Below are 19,750 nucleotides of genomic sequence, written 5' to 3'. Positions count from 1 at the left end.
ACCGGATACCCGCCCGCTGGTCACCGGAGGTGCCCCTCCCCGACCAGCCGGGTCGGCGTCAGGCCGGCGCTCGCGCGACGAGCACCGTGTCGAGCGCGACGCCCTCGGGGGTCGGGCGCTCCACGCGCCCGACGGTGACGATCTCGAGAGCGGCCGCGGCATCCGTCAGCTCGTCCGGGTCGAGCAGGATCGTCCGGTCCGGCGGGCCGCCGACCGTGTTCGTGCGGTCGTGTCCGATGATCGCGAGCGTGCCGCCGGGGGCGAGCGGCGCGGCGCGCACGACCGTGGCGAGCGCCTCCGCGCCGATGTGCACGAACGAGAGCAGCACGAGGTCGAACCGCGCGTCCGTGCGCCACTCGCGCAGGTCCGCGACGACCCACTCGAGCTCGAGCCCCTCCGACTCGGCCCGGGACCGGCCGGTCGCGACGCCCTGCTCCGCATAGTCGACCGCCGTCACGCGCCAGCCGCGCGCGGCGAGCCAGAGCGCGTTGCGGCCCTCGCCCGCGCCGAGGTCGAGCGCCCGTCCGGGTGGCAGGTCAGCGAGCGTCGCCTCGACCCAGGCGTTCGGCGACCGCGACCAGATCGTGCCGCCGGCGGAGCGCGCGTCGCGGTAGCGCGCGTCCCATGCGGCGGCGGTGTCGGTGCCCTGCGCGCTGGCCGTGTCGGCCGGGACATCGTGCCCGTGCCCGTGCTCGCTCATCGCAGCGCCGATCCGATCGTCGCGAGCGCTTGGGCGAACCACTCCTCGCGGCCGGGGGCGGCGCCGCCCGAGAGGTTGACGCCCGCGACGCCGTCGATCGCGAGCATCTCCCGGCTCAGGTCGATCGCGGCGGCGATGCCCTCCGCGAACGGATCGGCGGCCGACAGGATGCGGTCGAGATAGCCGGACGGCAGCACGAGCGTCGTGAACGTGCGCAGCAGCTCCGCGCTCCCCCGATCGACGACGATCGGGATGCACGGCAGATACGCGAGGTCGGCGCCGAGGTCCTGGGCCGCGGCGACGAAGTCCCGCACCGGGCCGGCGCCACCCGCGTGGTTCACGAAGCACACCTCTGCGCCGGCGCGGGCCTTCTCGAGCAGTCGGGCCGGCCGGCGCTCCACCGGCGGCGTCGCGGGGGCCTCGGCGACGCTCACGAGGTGGCCCGCGGACCGGGCGAGGGACGCGAGCTCGGTCGAGTCCAGGTCGAAGACGGGCACCGCATCCGGACGCTCGCCGGTGCGGGTGTGGTCCCCGGTGACGCAGTGCACGCCCGCGACGGCGACGCTCGCGAGCCCGGCGAGCTCGCCCTCGAGCGCGACCCGGTTGCGGTCGCGGCAGTTGAGCCCCGTCCAGACGTCGATGCCGGCGGCCCGCAGCAGCTGTGCGCGCAGGCTCGGCGAGAACTGCACGCGGGCGGCCGCGGCGTCGCCCGCGAGCACCGCGTCGACGGACCCGGCGAGGATGCCCGCGCAGCGCGCGAGGGACTCCGCGTCGAGCGCGCGGGCCGGCAGATCCGCGACCACGACGTCGCCCTCCGCGAGCCGTGCGCGCATCCACTCGGCGCGAACGGATGGCACCGGATCCGGCACCGGGTCGCTCGCGCCGGGGGCGGCATCCGTCTCGATGCCGCGCCAGCGCACGGTGTCCAGCTCGACGAATGCGCACGGATGCGGCGCCACCTCGCACTCGCCGCCGAACCCGACGCCGCCGCACGGCCCGTACGTCATCCGCTTGGGGCAGGCGAGGGTGGGGTTGCTGGCGGCGGCGGCGGTGGTGGCCATGGCCGATGGTCCCACCGGGGTGTTTCACGCGCGTGTCGCGCACGACCAGAACTGAACGCGACCGAGTGGCCGCCTTGGATAATGTGCTGGTCAGCAAGAGTGCTCCCCGCGCGAGCGGGGATGATCCCCTCAATCACCACGACTAACATCCTGACTAAGGGTGCTCCCCGCGCGAGCGGGGATGATCCCCGGTAGGCCCGATTGCAGCGACATGCTCACCAGTGCTCCCCGCGCGAGCGGGGATGATCCCTCAGACCAATCAACAATGGGCGGCCCGCGTGTGTGCTCCCCGCGCGAGCGGGGATGATCCCGGGACGAAACCTGTCGGGTTCCGGATGCTTGGGTGCTCCCCGCGCGAGCGGGGATGATCCCAACCTGCACCGTGCGGCAAAGCAGCTCGGCGTGTGCTCCCCGCGCGAGCGGGGATGATCCCTACGGCCCTCAGTGCATAGCGTGCAACCTCGGGTGCTCCCCGCGCGAGCGGGGATGATCCCCCGATCTGCTGAAGCACATTGAAAGGCGCATCGTGCTCCCCGCGCGAGCGGGGATGATCCCTTATCCTAAAAGTCGCGGGGGAGAATCCGAAAGTGCTCCCCGCGCGAGCGGGGATGATCCCGCTGCCCCAATCCCGTTCATTCGTGCCGCACGGTGCTCCCCGCGCGAGCGGGGATGATCCCAAGAACGGCGTTCCCAAGGCGGTGGCCTCCCTGTGCTCCCCGCGCGAGCGGGGATGATCCCCCGAAGCCGGACGTCAAGCTGAACAAGAACGGGTGCTCCCCGCGCGAGCGGGGATGATCCCGATCCCTAACGGGTTGCCAATCGTGTCGAACTGTGCTCCCCGCGCGAGCGGGGATGATCCCGAGGACCGGCAGCGCCTCAAGCCGTTCATTCCGTGCTCCCCGCGCGAGCGGGGATGATCCCAGCTACCACGACAAAGATCAGTGCCAGCCACTGTGCTCCCCGCGCGAGCGGGGATGATCCCGCTTCTAAGGGCATCGACAAGAACCACATCGAGTGCTCCCCGCGCGAGCGGGGATGATCCCGCGCCGACCCGTCAATGTTCTCTAGCACCGTTGTGCTCCCCGCGCGAGCGGGGATGATCCCGGGGCCCGTTGGAGGTAACGGAACCAATTCGTGTGCTCCCCGCGCGAGCGGGGATGATCCCGTCCGCAACGACACCATCCGCAAGTGGGAGTCGTGCTCCCCGCGCGAGCGGGGATGATCCTTAGACGATACGACAATGGCGGTCGAATCTACAGTGCTCCCCGCGCGAGCGGGGATGATCCCGGTGTGTTCGTTCTCACCGATTTTATGAACTCGTGCTCCCCGCGCGAGCGGGGATGATCCCGGCCGAATTGTCGGGAGCGTCAGTCCCACTTTGTGCTCCCCGCGCGAGCGGGGATGATCCCCCCTTTAAGGGCGAATCGGCGGGACTCGCCCTGTGCTCCCCGCGCGAGCGGGGATGATCCCTACAAGTAGCATGATTCGATTCCCTACATCCTGTGCTCCCCGCGCGAGCGGGGATGATCCCGGCATCCAGAATTGGGCGAAAGAAGCGGGGCTGTGCTCCCCGCGCGAGCGGGGATGATCCCATATGTGTCGCGTTGGCGATTACGGATTGGGGGTGCTCCCCGCGCGAGCGGGGATGATCCCTCAAACCAATCAGCAATGGGCGGCTCGCGTGTCGTGCTCCCCGCGCGAGCGGGGATGATCCCTACGGCCCTCAGTGCATAGCGTGCAACCTCGGGTGCTCCCCGCGCGAGCGGGGATGATCCCGCGAGTGCGCTCATGAAGGCGTTGCAGATCGCGTGCTCCCCGCGCGAGCGGGGATGATCCCTCATTGACCTTGCTGACACCGGTCAGCTCGTAGTGCTCCCCGCGCGAGCGGGGATGATCCCGTCGCCGCGGACGCTGTCGCCCAGGCCCGCGTGTGCTCCCCGCGCGAGCGGGGATGATCCCTACGGCATCTACCTCGCGACGGGTCCGTCCCCGTGCTCCCCGCGCGAGCGGGGATGATCCCAGGAACGCGGTGATCGCGCGGTCACGTGTGGTGTGCTCCCCGCGCGAGCGGGGATGATCCCACTACCCCCTATTGTGTGGGGCTGTCAAGCGCGGTGCTCCCCGCGCGAGCGGGGATGATCCCGAGGAGGCGCGGATTAAGGCCGCGTTAAGGGAGTGCTCCCCGCGCGAGCGGGGATGATCCCTGGCCGCGCAGGGCCGCACGCAGGACTGGCTGGTGCTCCCCGCGCGAGCGGGGATGATCCCTCCTGGCGCCCGCGGTCGCCATGACGCGCCCGTCCGGCGAGCTGGGGAGGAGCGAGCTTCGAGACGGCGCTGGCGCGCCTCCTCAGCCACCGGAACACGGCGCTGGCGCGCCCCGAGCCACCGGAGCTACGGGACGCGCAGTTCCTTGACGGGGTCACGCACGCTCGCGATGACGCCGGGGAACACGGCAGCCAGGACGGCGATGAGGAAGCTGAGCAGCGCCAACGCCCCGGTGTAGGCGCCTGCGGGGAACGGATCGTGATTGGCGGCGAGCAGGACAAGCGCGGCCACGACCCCGCTCGCAGCACCGATCGCCCCGACGATTCCGGTCTGAGTCATGAGCAGGGCGACGATGAAGCCCCGCGACGCACCGAGCGCGCGGCGGCGACCGAAGTCCTTGCGGCGCAGCAACACGAGCCCGCTCAGGATGACCGCGAGCAGTGCGCCGGTGATGCCGAGCACCCCGACGACGAGCGCGTTCGAGAAGCCCCCGAGTTGTTCCCCGATGAGTGTGTGCAACTCTGCGAGCGCCTCGCTGGTCTGAATGGAGGCCTTCGACGGATCGATAGCGCCGAGGAGGGGGGCGATCGCGGTGGCGAGAGACTCGATGTGCTCCGGTGAATCGGCGACGGCGACGATCATCCCCACGGGCTGGTCGGTTGCATCGGGCTCAGGTATGAGCACGAGCGGGTCGAACTGGCGAAGGAAGTCCGGGGGGTCGAATGTGCCGTCGATCCCGTACTCGGCACCCGTGCTGAGCGTTATGCCACCGGCACCGTCGTGGAGCCCCAGCACTCTGAGCGCATTCGCGGATGCATAGGCGCCCGTCGCATCCGGAGGCAACCCCAATGTTCGCGTGTCGTCGCCATAGACGAATCGAGCCGCTACCGACGGACCGCCTCCGATGAGGGAGTTGGTGGAATCGGCGGCGTTGGAGAAGGCTGCGGCCCACTCGACGTGGTCGAGGGACGAGACGCGAAGCAGCGCGGCCGTGGTGATACCAGCGCCTCCGTCGTCACGGATTACGATCGCACGGCTTCCCGCGTCGTCGATGGTTCGTAGCACCGCCTGCTGCGCGCCGACCGTGCGACCGGCCGTGAGCATCACGGCGACGATCACGCTCGCGACGAGGGCGACGGTCAGAATCGATCCCACGCGTTGCGCGCGCGCGGCCAACAGCGCTTCGCGCATGAGCGCACGTGCCATGGGGAAGGCCGTCATAGCGAGATCACTCGATCGCAGGCTACGGCAACCTCCGGCGAGTGCGTCACGACGACGACAGCGCCGCCTCGTCCGGCATGCTCGCGGAGGGCATCAACGACGACACCGCTGGAGGCCGGATCGAGGTTACCCGTCGGTTCGTCGGCGAGCACGATCTGGGGTTCACCGAGCAAGGCCCGGCACAGCGCGATCCGCTGCGCCTGACCTCCCGACACCTCACCGGGTCTTCGGTCGACCGGCACGTCCACGCCGAACCGGTCGAGCAGCGTTCGGGCTCGCGACGCGGCGAGCAACCGGTCGGCGCCGCGATAGAGCGCCGTCTCGGTCACGTTGTCAATGATCGTCCGCGTCGGATCGAGGGCGGCATCCTGGAACACGAAGCCGAAGCGGGATGCACGCAGCGACGACCGCTCGCGATCACGCAGCCGCGACGTCGGCTGACCGCCGATGAGCACCTCGCCGCCCCGGATTCGCAGCATGAGACCGAGCAGGAACAGCAACGTCGACTTCCCTCGCCCTGACGGCCCGACCAGGGCGGTCATCGCGCCGGCCGGAAAGGTGGCGGTCCAGCCGTCAAGCACGTTCCGGTCGCGCTCGTAGCCGAAGACGACCTCACGGGCCTCCAGGGGTTGCGCGCCCGTCATCCACTGCTCCCGGTCGGCACCCGCACGTGGAGCCCGGCGTCGACGCCCGTGACGACGGCCATCCCGTTAGCCGTGGCGCCGACGGAGACGGCGTGCGTCGCGCCCCGCGCGTCGACGACTCGCGTGGAACCGTCGGCTGCTGTGACGAGAGCGGCGGTCGGCACGACGAGCCCGGTGGTGTCCGGCACCACGACGATGGTCGCATCGAGCAGCGTGCGTCCCTGGGGCGGCACCGCCGCGCAGTCCTCGCCACAGACCGCGGAACCGTCGGCAGCCTGCAGCGCGAGGGTGACGGTCTGTCCGTCATCCGCGGTGCGGCGGGAGGCGACCGTGCTGGTCCAGACCGCGCCGTCCGGGCCGGTGATGTCCACTCCGGCTCCGTCGGGCACCTGGTTCGCCTGGGCGGTCGTCACGTCGATCGAGAAGGACGGAGCGTCCGCGAGCACGGACAGGACCGGCTCGCCGCCGCTCAACGTCGCGCCGATCGCGACGGCCTGCGGGTCCAGCGCCACCCGCGTCGGCAGCTCCGCGACGTAGAGGAGATCGCCCGGCCGAACGACACCGTCCGGGACGACGCCGAGCGACCTCTGCCACGCCTTCACGGCGATCTCGGTGGCGGCATCCACCGTCCCCGAGATCGAGCCCCGGTAGAAGCCCAGGGAGATGAGCAGCCGCTGGAGCTGACGCACGTCGGCGCCGGCTGTCCCGCGTGCGATCGAGCGAAACGACGGCACCGCGCCGACGGCTACGATGACGGGCCGCAGACCCACCGTGTAGAGCACATCCCCCGGCCGCACGGAGTCGCCCGCAGCGACATCGACCGAGGTAACGATCCCGTCCGCCCGGTTCGTGCCAGCCGCAGCGGTCGACCACAGCGCTGCCGCGCTCAACTCGAACGACGAGCCGACGGAGCCCTGTACCACCGTCGCCGTCGCATAGTCGACGGCGGAGACCGGATCCTCAGCCGGGTGCAGCACGATGCTCAGCGCCCAGCCGCCAGCAACGCCTACGGCGAGGATGAGCACACCGACGAGCGCGAGCGTAGCCGGCCGCCGCGTACCCTCTCTGGGTTCCGAGTCCACCACTCACGAGCCTTTCCACCGAGCCGAGCGAGTTCGAGATGAGGCGTCCGATCGGGATTTGACACGACGCCTGTCGGCTAGTTTAGTGGAAGTAACTCACGTCCGCAGGCCAGTTCCGCCGTCATTCGAAGGAGGCAAACCCATGAAGCCGTCGACCTCGCGCAGGGCCGCCATCTACTCCACGATCGGCGCCTCGGTCTCGTCCAGCTCCGCGACGACCGACGGCGCTTTCCAGCCGACGGACAATGGTGTGCGGTGCGTCAACTGGTCGCAGCGGCCGCGGCAGCGGTACTGATCGCGGCTTCGGCGACGGGATGCAGTTCTGCTTCCAACGCCATCCAGGAGCGCGCGTCGCCTGCGCCGTCGGCCATCGTGCCGACAGATCAGGGGCAAGCGGAGTCGCACCTGAACGACTGCATGTCGAAGCGCGGTTGGCCGGTCGATGCACAAGGGGGCATGGACATTCCGAATGATCAGGTACAGAGGTACCTTGACGACGTGAGTGATTGCTCGTCTCGTATGTCTTACCGAAAATGGACGAACGCCGACTAGAAGACGAAGTATGAAGGCTCTTTAGGGGTGCGCGATTGTCTCACGAAGGCCGGTTACCCAACCCCAGCCGACACACCCTCACTCCAGGTGTTCACGGAGCAGTTCAAAGCTGCTCAGAAGGCCGGGAACGCGTTTTGGGACCCCTACGCGCTCATCGACCCCAGTGACATGGACAAGGCTCTCAAGGTGTGTCCGGAGCCGCCCGCGATTTTCTGACCTCATGGTCAGCGGCGGGCGACGAGGGCGGCCTCGTAGAGGTCGCGGCGGCTGAGCCCCGTCTCCTCGGCGACCTCGGCCGTCGCCTCCTTGAGCCGCGAACCCGCCGCGACGAGCGCCACGACCTGCGCCACGCCGTCGTCGAGAGAGGCCGTCGCCGGCGCGGCACCCTCGACGACGATCGCGATCTCGCCGCGCGCCCCCGCGGCGAACCGCTCCGCGAGCGAGACCAGGGTGCCGCGCGCGACCTCCTCGTGCAGCTTCGTGAGCTCCCGGCACACGACCGCGCGGCGGTCCGCGCCGAACGCCGTCGCGAGGTCGGCGAGCGACTCGGCGAGCCGGTGCGGCGACTCGAAGAACACCATCGTGCGCTCCTCGCGCGCGAGCGGGGCGAGGGCCGCGACGCGCGACCGCCGTGGCAGGAAGCCCTCGAACGTGAACCGGTCGGTCGGCAGCCCCGACACGGCGAGCGCCGTCAGCACGGCGCTCGGTCCCGGGATCGCGGTGACCGTGACATCCGCCGCCGCCGCGGCCGCGACGAGCGGGAAACCGGGGTCGCTCACCGCGGGCATGCCGGCATCCGTCAGCACGAGCACGTCGACGGATGCCGCGAGCGCGACGATCTCGGCGGCCTTCTCCGCCTCGTTGTGCTCGTGCAGGGCGATGAGCCGCGGGCGGTTCTCGGCACCCCCGCGTTCGACACCGAGCGCGCGCATGAGCTGCACGGCCGTGCGGGTGTCCTCAGCGGCGATGACCTCGGCGTTGCCGAGCGCCTCGATGAGGCGGCGGGAGGCGTCGCCGAGATTGCCGATTGGCGTCGCCGCCAGGATGATCACGGGTCCATGCAACCACGCGCCCCTACGATGACGTGGTGAGCGATGCGCCCGGGTTCGATGAGCTGGTCGGCACGGAGGGGCTTCGAGACGGCGCTGGCGCGCCTCCTCCGCCAGCGGGCACGAAGAAGCAGCGCATCATCCGGGGGTCGCGGCTCGACCGGTGGTGGCGTCGCGTCACCGTGACGCCACGCGCGCAGCGGGCGTACCGCTGGGGAGCCCCCGGGATCGTCGTGCTCGTCGCGATCCTCACCCGGTTCGTCGGCCTCGGCCACCCGGACACGATCGTGTTCGACGAGACCTTCTACGTGAAGGACGCCTGGAGCCAGTGGAACCTCGGCTACGCCGCGACCTGGCCCGACGACGCCGACGCGAAGTTCGCGGCCGGGCAGACCGACATCTTCACGGCGATCCCGTCGTTCGTCGTGCACCCGCAGCTCGGCAAGTGGATCACGGGCCTCTTCATGGCCCTGCTCGGCCCGGAGCACGCCTACGCCTGGCGCGTCGGCGTCGCCCTCGCGGGCGTGCTCGGCGTCGTGCTCATCATGCTCGTGGCGCACCGGCTGTTCCGCTCGACGCTGCTCGCGGTCATCGCCGGCGGCCTGCTCGCGATCGACGGCAACGCGATCGTGATGAGCCGCGTCGCGCTGCTCGACAACTACGTGATGCTGTTCGCGCTGCTCGCGTTCTACCTGCTGCTGCGCGATCGCGCGTGGAGCGAGTCGCGCCTGCTGGCCTGGCGGGTCCGCCGCGAGAGCGAGGGCAGGAGCACGGATGCCGGACCCGCGCTCTGGTGGCGACCCTGGCTCATGGCCGCGGGCCTCGCGCTCGGGGCCACGGCATCCGTGAAGTGGAACGGCATCTACTTCCTCGCGATCTGGGCGGTGTGGAGCGTCGTGAGCGACGTGCTGCTGCGGCGCAAGCACGGCATCCCGGGCTGGTTCGCGGGCACGCTCGTGAAGCAGGCGCCGGTCAGCTTCCTGCTCACCGTGCCCCTCGCCGCAGCCGTCTACCTGCTCACCTGGGCGTCGTGGTTCACGAGCGACAACTCCTACGACCGGCACTGGGCCGAGTCCGCCGGCAACGCCTGGACGGGCCTGTGGTCGTGGGTGCCGGTCGACCTGCAGAGCTTCCTGCACTACGAGAAGAGCGTCTGGGACTACAACATCGGCGAGTCCCGCCCGCACCCGTACCAGGCGTATCCCGCGACCTGGCTGCTCATGATCCGGCCGACGAGCATGTACTACCAGGCGTTCGACCAGGGCCAGATCGATCCGGGGCAGGGCGCCTGCACGGCCGCGTCGTGCGGCGAGTCGATCACGGGACTCGCGAACCCGCTCATCTGGTGGGGCGGCGCGCTCTCGATCCTCGTGCTCGTCGCCGTCTTCGTGCTGCGCCGGCAGTGGCAGGTCGGCGCGATCCTGATGGGCATCGTCGCCGGCTACCTGCCGTGGCTGCAGTACTCCAACCGCACGGTGTTCCAGTTCTACACGATCGCCTTCGAGCCCTACCTCGTGCTCGCGCTCGTCGCCGTGCTGGGCATCGCGATCGGCTCGCGCCGAGATCCGCGGCCGAGGCGCACGGTGGGGCTCGCGTCCGCGGGCGCGTTCCTCGTGCTCGCCGTCGCGCTCAGCGTGTTCTACTGGCCGCTGTGGACCGCTCAGCTGCTGCCCTACGACGTGCTGCGCCTGCACTGGTGGCTGCCGACCTGGGTCTGAGCGGATGCCGCCGAACGTCACGCGGTGTCACGCGCGAATCGCTCGGATAGCCTCGAGCCGTGACCGATGACCTCGACCGGAGCTGGGGCTTCCGCACGCGCGCGATCCACGCGGGCACCATCCCGGATGCCGTCTCCGGCGCCCGGGCGCTGCCGATCTACCAGTCCACCGCGTTCGTGTTCGACGACACCACGGATGCCGCAGCCCGCTTCGCGCTGCAGAAGTACGGCAACATCTACAGCCGCCTCGCCAACCCCACGGTCGCGAGCTTCGAGGAGCGCGTCGCGAGTCTCGAGGGCGGCATCGGCGCGGTCGCCACGGCATCCGGTCTCTCCGCGGAGTTCATCACGTTCGCGACCCTTGCCGGCGCGGGCGACCACATCGTCGCGAGCGCGAACCTCTACGGCGGCACGATCACGCAGCTCGACGTGACGCTGCGCCGGTTCGGCGTCGAGACCACCTTCGTGAGCTCGAGCGACCCGGCCGACTACGCGAGCGCGATCACCGACCGCACGAAGCTCGTCTTCGCCGAGACGATCGCGAACCCCTCGGGCGAGATCGCCGACATCGAGGGCCTCGCCGACGTCGCGCACGCGCACCACCTGCCGCTCATCATCGACTCGACGATCGCGACGCCGTTCCTCAACCGGCCGATCGAGTGGGGCGCCGACGTCGTCGTGCACTCCGCCACGAAGTTCCTCGGTGGCGCCGGCACGACGCTCGGCGGCGTCGTCGTGGAGTCGGGCCGCTTCCACTGGGCGAACGAGCGCTTCCCGCTGTTCGACCAGCCCGTGCCGAGCTACGGCGGGCTCAACTGGCACGGCAACTTCGGCGAGTACGCGTTCCTCACCCGCCTGCGCGCCGAGCAGCTGCGCGACATCGGCCCGGCGCTCAGCCCGCACTCCGCATGGCTGCTCGCGCAGGGCGTCGAGACACTGCCGTTCCGGATGCAGGCGCACGTCGACAACGCCCGCATCGTCGCCGAGTGGCTCGCCGCCGATCCGCGCGTGGAGCGCGTGCTGTGGGCGGGGCTCGCCGACCACCCGCACCACGAGCGCGCGGCGAAGTACCTGCCCGCCGGTCCCGGCAGCGTGTTCTCGTTCGAGGTGAAGGGCGGCCGCGGCGTCGGCCGCGGCGTCATCGAGAACGTGCGCCTCGCCTCCCACGTCGCGAACATCGGCGACGCGAAGACGCTCATCATCCATCCGGCGTCGACGACGCACGCGCAGCTCAGCGAGCAGCAGCTCGTCGAGGCGGGCGTGCTGCCCGGCGTCATCCGTCTGAGCGTCGGCATCGAGGACCCGGACGACATCATCTACGACCTCGACCAGGCCCTGCACCTGGCGACCGCCGCCGCTCACTGAGCCTGTCGAAGCGCAAGGAGAACACCATGACGGATGTCGCTACCGCGACGCTGGCCAACGGGCTGACCTGCGAGCTCCCCGCCTCGTCGCCGCTCGCGAGACTGCTGCGCAGCCAGCGCACGTGGGTCGGCCCGAGCGCGCGATCGCGCCAGGGCATCCTGCGCCGCGCGAAGAGCGTCGCGATCGTCGGCGCGAGCGACAAGCCCAGCCGGTCGAGCTACTTCGTGGCCACCTACCTGCTGCAGTCGACCGACTACCGCGTGTACCTGGTCAACCCGAACGCCGAGACGATCCTCGGCCAGCCGGTCTACCGCTCGCTCGCCGACCTGCCCGAGGTGCCCGACATTGTCGACGTGTTCCGCAGGGCCTCGGACATCCCGTCGGTCGTCGACGAGGTCGTCGCGGTCGGCGCGCCGACGATCTGGGTGCAGCTCGGCATCTGGAACGAGGACGCCGCGCGCTACGCCGAGTCGAAGGGGCTCGAGGTCGTCATGGACCGCTGCATCAAGATCGAGCACGCCCGGTTCCACAGCAACCTGCACCTGCTCGGCTTCGACACGGGCGTGATCTCGAGCAAGAAGCAGGTGCTGCGGTAGGAGCGCCCCGACCCACTGCCCCCGCCCGCTGGTCGAGGAGCGCCCCGGCCCGCTGGTCGAGGAGCGCGCGACGAAGTCGCCCCCGCCCGCTGGTCGAGGAGCGCGCGACGAAGTCGCCCGCGTCTCGAGACCACAACACCCCCCGAACGCATGGTCTCGAGACGCCGACTCGCTCCGCTCGCAGGCTCCTCGACCAGCGGAGGCGCCCGCACCCCGCCCACCCGCTGGTCGAGGAGCGCGCGACGAAGTCGCCCGCGTCTCGAGACCACAACACCCCCCGAACAGATGGTCTCGAGACGCCGACTCGCTCCGCTCGCGGGCTCCTCGACCAGCGGGGCCTCGCGGGCTCCTCGACCAGCGGGGCCTCGCAGGCTCCTCGACCAGGGGGTGCTGCTCTCAGCCCGCCGTGGGATAGGTGTTGCCGGCGCCGTTGTCCGTGACCGGGCCGATTCCGCCCGGCGCCGTGATCGCGTTGCCGTTGCCCGCGATGGCCGCGCTCGTGACGCTCGTCGCGCTCTGCACGCGATTGCGGTCGCCGGCGATCGCGACGGTGTCGATCGCCTGCGCGTTCACGGTGTTGTCACCGCCGTTGATCACGAGCGGGCCGACGGTCGGGAACGACACGGTCACGCCCGTGCCGCTCACCTCGAGGTTCGCGACCGCGGGTCCGTCGACCGCGAGGCCCGTGCCCTCGACGAGCACGCTCGGGCAGTCTCCGGTGAGGTGCGTGTCGACGGTGATCGTGACCGCCGTGCCCCCGCAGTCGGCGGTGACCGGTCCGTCCGACGGCGCCGTGACGGACGGCTCGGGGGCGGCATCCGTTTCCGGGCTGGTCGGTGTCGTGACCGGCGGTGTCGTGGCGGGCGTGGCGGGCGGTGGCGTGGCCGCCGACCCGGGGGCGGTGGGGTGCGGTCCGCCGAAGCCGGGCAGGCCCGCATCCGCGCCCGCCCCGGAGCACCCGGCGAGCAGCGCGCTCGCGGCGGCCACGAGCGCGAGCAGCGCGATGCCGGATCGGGGCGGCACGACAGCGCGTCTCATGCCCACCACCCTAGGGCCGCCCGCCGCCCCGGCGATTCGTCATATCCTCGCTCTATGTCGACGACGATCACGTATATCGGGGGCCCGACCGCACTGCTCGAGTACGCGGGGCTCACGATCGTGACCGACCCGACCTTCGACCCGCCGCAGACCTACGTGAACCCGGGTGCGACGACGCTCGTGAAGACGGCCGCGCCGGGCATCGCGCGCGAGGAGCTGCCGCCGATCGACCTCGTGCTGCTCAGCCACCACGGGCACAAGGACAACCTCGATTTCGAGGGGCTCGAGCTGCTCGCCACCGGCGTGACGACTCTGAGCACCGCGGATGCCGCCACCGAGCTGTTCGGCGGCGGCCTCATCGGCCTCGACGACTGGGAGTCGCACGTCATCGGCAGCGTCACGGTGACCGCCGTGCCCGCGCTGCACGGCCCGCCGGGGAGCGAGCGCTGGGTCGGCCGGGTCACCGGATTCGTGCTCGAGGCGGACGGCCAGCCGACCGTCTACGTCAGCGGCGACAACGCCTCGCTCGGCCTCGTCGGGCAGATCGCCGAACGCTTCCCCGGCATCGACATCGCGCTGCTGTTCGCGGGCGCCGCGCGCACGCCCGTCGCCCCCGGCGTGCTCACGCTCACGAGCACGGATGCCGCCCGGGCCGCCCGCATCCTCGGCGCCGCCCGCGTGGTCGGCCTGCACACGGAGGACTGGACCCACTTCACCGAGACCCGCGCGGACCTCGAGGCGGCGTTCACGGCGGCGGGCGTGCCGCTCGTCCCGACGCCGCGCGGCGAGCGCGTGACGCTCTGAGCTGCTGCGCGTTGAGCGGGCAGGTCAACCGCAACGCGTCGGTTGGAGCTGTGTACGGCTGACCAGCCCAGGCGAGACCTCCCTCCTCGCATCGTCGTCGACCGGACGCCGCACCGTATGACCGCGACGTTCAATGGCCCCTGCAGCTGCGGCCGTCCCTCCGGTCCGACGTGCGCCCGGTCTCACAGTGGCGCTTCGTCGTCGGGACCCCGCTTGCTGCTCGCGCAGCTCGAGCTCATCCGGCGCGTCGAACGGTGATCGCCTTCGTCGCCGAGGATCCGGTCGCGGTGCTCGAGCCGGCGTACCTGACGCTCGCCCGGTAGGCGCCGGTCTTCAGCTTGGGCAGCCGCAGCTTCGCCGTGCCCGTGCTCGACAGGGCGAGCTTCTTCGAGACGACGGTCGTGTTCCTGCCGTGCACCCGGCGCGTGACCGTGACCGAGACCGTTCCCGACGACTTGACCGTGGCAACCTTCACCCTCACCAGCGCCTTGAGCCGGGTCGTGACCTTCTTCGGGGAGACGGACACCGTGGTCGAGCTCGTGGCCTTGAGGACCTCGACCCGCACCTGGTCGCTCGAGGACGCGAACACACTGTCCCCCGAGTACGACACGAGGAGCTCGCGAGAGCCCACGGCCAGGGACTTCGGCAGGGTGATGCTCGCCCGGCCTCCCGACACCGTGCTCGAACCGACGAGGACGTTGCCATCGGTGACCCGCACCGTGCCCGACGGGATGCCGTTCGCACCCGTGACGCGCACGGTCACCTTCGCGGCCTTGCCGTAGCGCACGCGCGACGGAGCCACGATCGCCGCGGTCGCGGTGCCCGCGAGCACCGTCCCGGCCGCCGGAACCGACGCCGTGTTCGTCACCTCGACGTTCCCCGCGACATCCACTGCCCGGTACTCAACGGTCGCCGCGGCCGACCCGGCCGTGATCGGCACCGAGTACGTCGACCACGAACCCGAGGCATCGACCCGGTACTCGATCCGCGCCACCCCCGACACGTCGTCGGACGCCCGCAGGCTCACCGTGCGCGCCGAGCCATCCACGATCGCGCTGGACACCGGCGCTGCCGAATCCACCCGTACCGTCAACGACACGACATCCGAGACGTTGCCCGACGCGTCGACCGCCCGCGCCCGAAGCGTGTGAACGCCATCGGCCGACACGCTCGCCGACGCCGACGAACCCGGGGTGGACACCCACTCCCCGCCGTCGAGCGAGTACTCCGTGGCGTCCACCGCATCGTCGTCACTGGCCGACACGGCGACCGACACGGGCGCGGTGAACCAGCCCGACGCCGGCACCTGGGTCGAGGTCGACGCCACCACCACCGGAGCCGTCACATCCGGCACCGACCCATCAGCACACGGCGCCGACAACGGCTGCAGCATGCCGGCCGGGGCGTCGTACGAGGTGCAGATGCCGGGCTGTGCGGCGAGGTCACCGCTGACGGTGACGCCGGCGGGGGTGACGTCGACGTGGTAGCTGGTGCCGAGGTGCGTCAGATTCGACACGCCCCCGTCGGCACCGGGCAGCGTGATGAACGTCGGTGTCCCGTAGTCCATTGCGAACCCGTTCATGAGCCAGACGTCGTCGATGAACTGGCTGATCCCGAATGTGGAGGGGATCTCGCCATTCGCAACGGGGCCGTCGCTCGACGCGTTGTAGTTCTCCGAGAACGCGTGCGCACGCGTGATGTCGCGAAGCACCGCCTCGACCGCCACCTGCGCCGCATCCGCCTGGCCGTTCTCGAGCAGACCGTCCACCAGGTACTGCCCGTCGGGCGCCTTGAGCCCGGCATCCTCGGTCGCGATCCCGGCGAACTGAGCGTCAGGGTCGTAGACGGAGGTGAACAGGTCGAGGAGGGCCGTCTTCTGGCTCGCCGTCAGACCGGGCACGTGCAGTCCGGCGAGCACCGCGTCGGGCGTGCCCTTGGACTGCGGCAGCCCGCCATCGAGCCCGAGGTGGACCCAGTAGAACTGCGTCGCGATTCCCTGCGGGAAGAACCACGCGGCGTACTGGTCCTGCAGGTGCTGCTGGGAGGTCAGATACGAAGCGCCATCGGCCGTCCGGCCGAGCACGGCCGCGACCTGCTGGGCGTAGTCGAAATCGACCGCGAGCGAAGCCACGAACTCCGCATCCCGCTCGTCCTGCCACGTGGCGTGCGTGTTGTCCGGGTAGGTCTCGTTCGGGTAGTGCGACGTGTTGTTCCACTGCGGATGCCGCTCGGACCACGCGAGGAATCGCTTGAGCGCCGGGTAGACCGTCTCGAGCGACGCGGTGTCACCCGTGACCGAGTACAGGATCCATGCCGTCTGGGCGATCCGGGACGGCAGCGCCTCACTCGCGGTGCCGAACTGCCCGTCGTCCTCCCCGCCCGGGTCGTTCGTGACGGCGCCCATCATGCCCACGAAGATGTCCCACGCCGTCGTCGGGTCGATGTACACGAGCTGCTGGAGCGCGAGCGGACCGTCCCAGAACGCGCTGAGCGTGTTGTGCGTGAAGCCCGGGCTGTAGTACGTGTCGGCCTTGCCGACCGGCATCTGCGCGTGCGTGCTGCCGTTCTCTGGCGTCGCCGGGAGGACGTTCATGTCCAGGCTCACGAAGGCGTTGTAGTACGTCGCCTCGACCTGGTCGCTCGTCACGCCCTCGTCGCTCACGTGGTCGGGCGAGAAGTCCTGCACGACCGGCACCCTGTCGATCACGCCGTTCCAGAAGTCGATGTCGCTCTCCAGCGCCGCCGTTGCGACCGACGTCGACGCCGCGTTGGCGGCGCGGTCGGATGCCGACTGCGCCGCGTCCGAGTCGTCGCCCACGGCGTAGCCGAAACCGACCGCGCTCGTCGCGTCGGACGGCAGCACGACGGCCCACGAGCTCGCGCCGGTCGTGTCGGGGAGCGGGTCGAACCCGATGGCTCCGCCGAAGAAATAGACCTCGGAGGCCGCCGGGAAAGCGATCGCGCTCGCGTAGGAGGAGTTCGTCAGCGTGACGACCTTGCGGCTCGAGTCCCAGCTCGCCCTGCCGTTGAATGTGCCGTACAGCGTCGGCGCACCCGCGCTGAGGTCGGGCGTCACGATCCGCGCGATCGTGTCAGCGTCGACGAACGCGTCCTGAGTCGTGTAGCTGCCGTTGGAGCCGTACGTTCCCGTGTAGTCGAGCGACTGCGGGTTCCACGTGTTCGTGCTCTCGCTCGCGGCCTGCAGCCAGTCGCTCACGGCGTTGTTGATGATCTTGACCGAGCGAACCGTCACCGAGGCCGAGCCCCGAGTGCCGTTGACCCAGAGCTGGACCTGGTTGAACGACGTGGTCACCCCGGACAGATCGAAGGCGAACGTGCCGAGGTTCGTCGTGTTGGCCTGGAGCGTGTCGACATTGGTTCCGTTCCGTCCCAGAGTCACCGACCACTGGGTGCCCGTCCCGCCGAGCGACGCCACGTCGACGACCAGGACGGGCTGCTTCGAGACGTCGACCGACACGGCTCGCTGCGCGCGTCCCCACGGGTTGCTCGCGCCGGAGTCGAGGGCGAGCACCCCGCCGCCGGGGGTGCTGGTGAGCGTCGCGTCGAGGCCGGACCACTGCGCGACCGACGACGGCGTGAAGGTGTCCGACAGTGCCGGGGTGGCGTGGATGGACAGACCGCCGAAGGCGACGGACGATTCCCCCCTGGTCCCGCTGACCCACAGCTGCACCTGGTTGAAGGCGACGCTGACGGCTGACAGGTCGTAGCTGAAGTTTCCGGTCTCGTTCGTGTTGCCCTGCAGCGTGTCGACGTTGTTGCCGTCGTTGCCGAGTGTGACGGACCACGCGGTGCCGCTGCCCGCGAGTGCCTTGACGTCGACGAGGAGCGTCGAGTCCGTCGAGACGTCGACGGACACGGCGTGCTGCACGTGCCCCCAGGTGTTGCCCGAGCCGGCGTTGAGCGAGAGCGTGCCGCCCGAGCCCGTGCTGGTGAGCGTCCCGTCGACGCCGGACCACTGCGTGACCGAGTCCGTTGTGAACGAGTCCGAGAAGGCGGGCGACGGATCGCCCTCGTCGATCGCCGGGAACCGCGCCGGCTCGCCGGTGGTCAGCGCGTCGCTGACGACGTTGGCCGCCGCCTGCTGGCTGCCGTCCGCGAAATAGGCGGTGTCGAGCCTGTCGACGTCCGACGGCGTGACCGTTCGGCCGGGGTTCAGCGTCAGTCTCGACTTCGGCATCGAGAGCCAGCGCTGCTGCTGTGCGCTGCTGTCCGCGAGCTTGTCGACCGTGAAGCCGCCCGGGGCGGCGTCGGCGTTCGCGACACCGGGGGCGGTGAGCCCGATGCCCGAAAGCGCCAGGCCGACGATCGCGATCCGCGCTGAAAATCGCACGAGTGGTAACCGAGTTCTCATCAGTCTTCCTTGTCTGAGGAACGGTGGGATATTTACCGAAGCGTTTCGGTAATCGCGACCATAGCAACCTCGAACGGCGCGGGCAAGAGCGTGAGCCGCGTCAGCCAGTGGGAGCCGGGGCTCCTCAACCGGCGGCGGATGCCGGAACGGCGCGCTGCGCCGGGCCCGCGTAGGCCGAGAGCGGGCGGATGAGCGCGTTCGACGCGAACTGCTCCGCGACGTGCGCCGTCCAGCCCGTGACGCGCGCCGCGACGAACAGCGGCGTGAAGATCGCCGTGTCGAAGCCGATGAGCGCGTACGCCGGTCCCGACGGGTAGTCGAGGTTCGGTTTGATGCCCTTCGCGGCGTCCATGGCGCCCTCGAGCGCGTCGTACAGCTCGATGACGTCGGGCCGCTCGTACTCCGCGACGAGCTCCTCGAGCGCCGCGCGCATGGTCGGCACCCGCGAGTCGCCGTTCTTGTAGACCCGGTGCCCGAAGCCCATGATCTTGCGCTTCTGCGCGAGCGCCGCGTCGAGCCAGGCCCGCGCGGCATCCGCCCCCGCGCCGCCCGACGCACGGATCTCGTCGAACGCGTGCTGCACCGCCTCGTTGGCGCCCCCGTGCAGCGGGCCCTTGAGCGCGCCGATCGCCGCGGTCACCGCCGAGTACACGTCGCTGAGCGTCGAGGCGACGACCCGCGCCGTGAACGTCGACGCGTTGAACGAGTGCTCCGCGTACAGGATCATCGACCGGTCGAACGCCGTCACGACCCTGAGGCTCGGCACGTCGCCGAACGTCAGGTGCAGCAGGTCGGCGCTCCAGCCGAGGTCGTCCCGCGGCTCGACCGCCTCGAGTCCGCGCAGCCTCCGTTGGGCGTACGCGACGATCGCGGGCAGCTTCGCGAACAGACGGATGCTGCGCTCGCGCGTCAGGTCCGCGTCGGTCCAGGAGGCGGGGTCGTCGGTGAGGCCGGCATCCGTGGCTCCGAGCACGCTCACCGCACAGCGCACCACGTCCATCGGGTGGGCGCTGAACGGCAGGTCGTCGATCGCGCGACGCACGTCGTCGTCGAGGGAGCGCTGCGAGCGCTCGAGCGTCTCGAACGCCGCGAGGTCCTCGGGCGTCGGCAGCTCGCCCGTCCAGAGCAGCCAGGCGACCTCCTCGAAGGTGCGGCTCGCCGCGAGCTCCTGCACGGGGTAGCCCCGGTAGAGCAGCGAGTTCGTCTCCGGGTTGACCTTGCTGATCGCGGTCGCGTCGGCGACGACGCCGACGAGCCCTTTCCGGATCTCGGGATCTGCCACAG

The 19,750-nt window shown here is 70.5% G+C and carries 14 protein-coding genes and 1 CRISPR repeat array; of the genes, 5 read left to right on the top strand and 9 right to left on the bottom strand.

Annotation, left to right across the window (positions count from 1 at the left end):
• Positions 1-58: 58 nt before the first annotated feature.
• From QT381_RS03760 to QT381_RS03740, 5 genes are all read right to left on the bottom strand, one after another.
• Entirely contained in the window at positions 59-700 is a 642-nt protein-coding gene (locus tag QT381_RS03760; protein ID WP_289247395.1) for a class I SAM-dependent methyltransferase, read from the bottom strand.
• Positions 697-1,761: a methylenetetrahydrofolate reductase gene (locus QT381_RS03755; protein WP_289247394.1), complete on the bottom strand. Its 1,065-nt coding sequence runs from the start codon at positions 1,759-1,761 to the stop codon at positions 697-699. Before QT381_RS03755 ends, QT381_RS03760 begins: the two co-directional genes overlap by 4 nt.
• 99 nt (positions 1,762-1,860) lie before the next feature.
• Positions 1,861-4,026: a CRISPR direct-repeat array (repeat unit 29 nt; unit sequence GTGCTCCCCGCGCGAGCGGGGATGATCCC).
• Positions 4,027-4,152: 126 nt separating this feature from the next.
• Positions 4,153-5,247 carry an ABC transporter permease gene (locus tag QT381_RS03750; RefSeq protein WP_289247393.1) on the bottom strand — a complete coding sequence of 365 codons (1,095 nt, stop codon included), beginning with the start codon at positions 5,245-5,247 and terminating at the stop codon, positions 4,153-4,155.
• Positions 5,244-5,891 carry an ABC transporter ATP-binding protein gene (locus QT381_RS03745; RefSeq protein WP_289247392.1) on the bottom strand — a complete coding sequence of 216 codons (648 nt, stop codon included), beginning with the start codon at positions 5,889-5,891 and terminating at the stop codon, positions 5,244-5,246. The genes QT381_RS03750 and QT381_RS03745 overlap by 4 nt, the downstream gene beginning before the upstream one ends.
• Positions 5,888-6,916 (bottom strand): peptidoglycan-binding domain-containing protein, encoded by a 1,029-nt coding sequence (locus QT381_RS03740; protein WP_289247391.1) that lies wholly within the window; start codon positions 6,914-6,916, stop codon positions 5,888-5,890. The genes QT381_RS03745 and QT381_RS03740 overlap by 4 nt, the downstream gene beginning before the upstream one ends.
• A gap of 199 nt (positions 6,917-7,115) precedes the next feature.
• Between QT381_RS03740 and QT381_RS03735 the strand changes: the two genes are divergently transcribed.
• Positions 7,116-7,268 carry a hypothetical protein gene (locus QT381_RS03735; protein ID WP_289247390.1) on the top strand — a complete coding sequence of 51 codons (153 nt, stop codon included), beginning with the start codon at positions 7,116-7,118 and terminating at the stop codon, positions 7,266-7,268.
• 481 nt (positions 7,269-7,749) lie between these two features.
• On the opposite strand, the gene rsmI is transcribed toward QT381_RS03735, so the two are convergent.
• Positions 7,750-8,577: a 16S rRNA (cytidine(1402)-2'-O)-methyltransferase gene (rsmI, locus tag QT381_RS03730; RefSeq protein ID WP_289247389.1), complete on the bottom strand. Its 828-nt coding sequence runs from the start codon at positions 8,575-8,577 to the stop codon at positions 7,750-7,752.
• 35 nt (positions 8,578-8,612) lie between these two features.
• On the opposite strand from rsmI, the gene QT381_RS03725 reads away from it, so the two are divergent.
• From QT381_RS03725 to QT381_RS03715, 3 genes are read left to right on the top strand one after another with little or no spacing between them, the layout of a single operon-like run.
• Complete coding sequence (locus QT381_RS03725) at positions 8,613-10,292, top strand: dolichyl-phosphate-mannose--protein mannosyltransferase (RefSeq protein ID WP_289247388.1); 1,680 nt, start codon at positions 8,613-8,615, stop codon at positions 10,290-10,292.
• A 59-nt stretch (positions 10,293-10,351) separates the two neighbouring features.
• On the top strand, positions 10,352-11,656 hold the full coding sequence (locus QT381_RS03720; RefSeq protein WP_289247387.1) for an O-acetylhomoserine aminocarboxypropyltransferase/cysteine synthase family protein: 1,305 nt from the start codon (positions 10,352-10,354) through the stop codon (positions 11,654-11,656).
• A 26-nt stretch (positions 11,657-11,682) separates the two neighbouring features.
• On the top strand, positions 11,683-12,252 hold the full coding sequence (locus tag QT381_RS03715; protein ID WP_289247386.1) for a CoA-binding protein: 570 nt from the start codon (positions 11,683-11,685) through the stop codon (positions 12,250-12,252).
• A 396-nt stretch (positions 12,253-12,648) separates the two neighbouring features.
• Here the strand turns inward: QT381_RS03715 and QT381_RS03710 are convergent, their stop codons facing one another.
• Entirely contained in the window at positions 12,649-13,290 is a 642-nt protein-coding gene (locus QT381_RS03710; protein WP_289247385.1) for a hypothetical protein, read from the bottom strand.
• Positions 13,291-13,344: 54 nt separating this feature from the next.
• Here QT381_RS03710 and QT381_RS03705 point away from each other — a divergent pair, with 54 nt between their 5' ends.
• Positions 13,345-14,094: an MBL fold metallo-hydrolase gene (locus tag QT381_RS03705; protein WP_289247384.1), complete on the top strand. Its 750-nt coding sequence runs from the start codon at positions 13,345-13,347 to the stop codon at positions 14,092-14,094.
• Positions 14,095-14,329: 235 nt separating this feature from the next.
• Here the strand turns inward: QT381_RS03705 and QT381_RS03700 are convergent, their stop codons facing one another.
• Together QT381_RS03700 and QT381_RS03695 are read right to left on the bottom strand one after the other, a co-directional pair.
• Positions 14,330-18,466: an OmpL47-type beta-barrel domain-containing protein gene (locus QT381_RS03700; RefSeq protein WP_289247383.1), complete on the bottom strand. Its 4,137-nt coding sequence runs from the start codon at positions 18,464-18,466 to the stop codon at positions 14,330-14,332.
• A 124-nt stretch (positions 18,467-18,590) separates the two neighbouring features.
• Positions 18,591-19,748 (bottom strand): bifunctional 2-methylcitrate synthase/citrate synthase, encoded by a 1,158-nt coding sequence (locus QT381_RS03695; RefSeq protein ID WP_289247382.1) that lies wholly within the window; start codon positions 19,746-19,748, stop codon positions 18,591-18,593.
• Positions 19,749-19,750: the final 2 nt, after the last annotated feature.

This window comes from Galbitalea sp. SE-J8 (assembly GCF_030345695.1).
Classification (GTDB): domain Bacteria; phylum Actinomycetota; class Actinomycetes; order Actinomycetales; family Microbacteriaceae; genus JAUASV01.
This window is presented reverse-complemented; position numbering and strand designations above follow the sequence as displayed.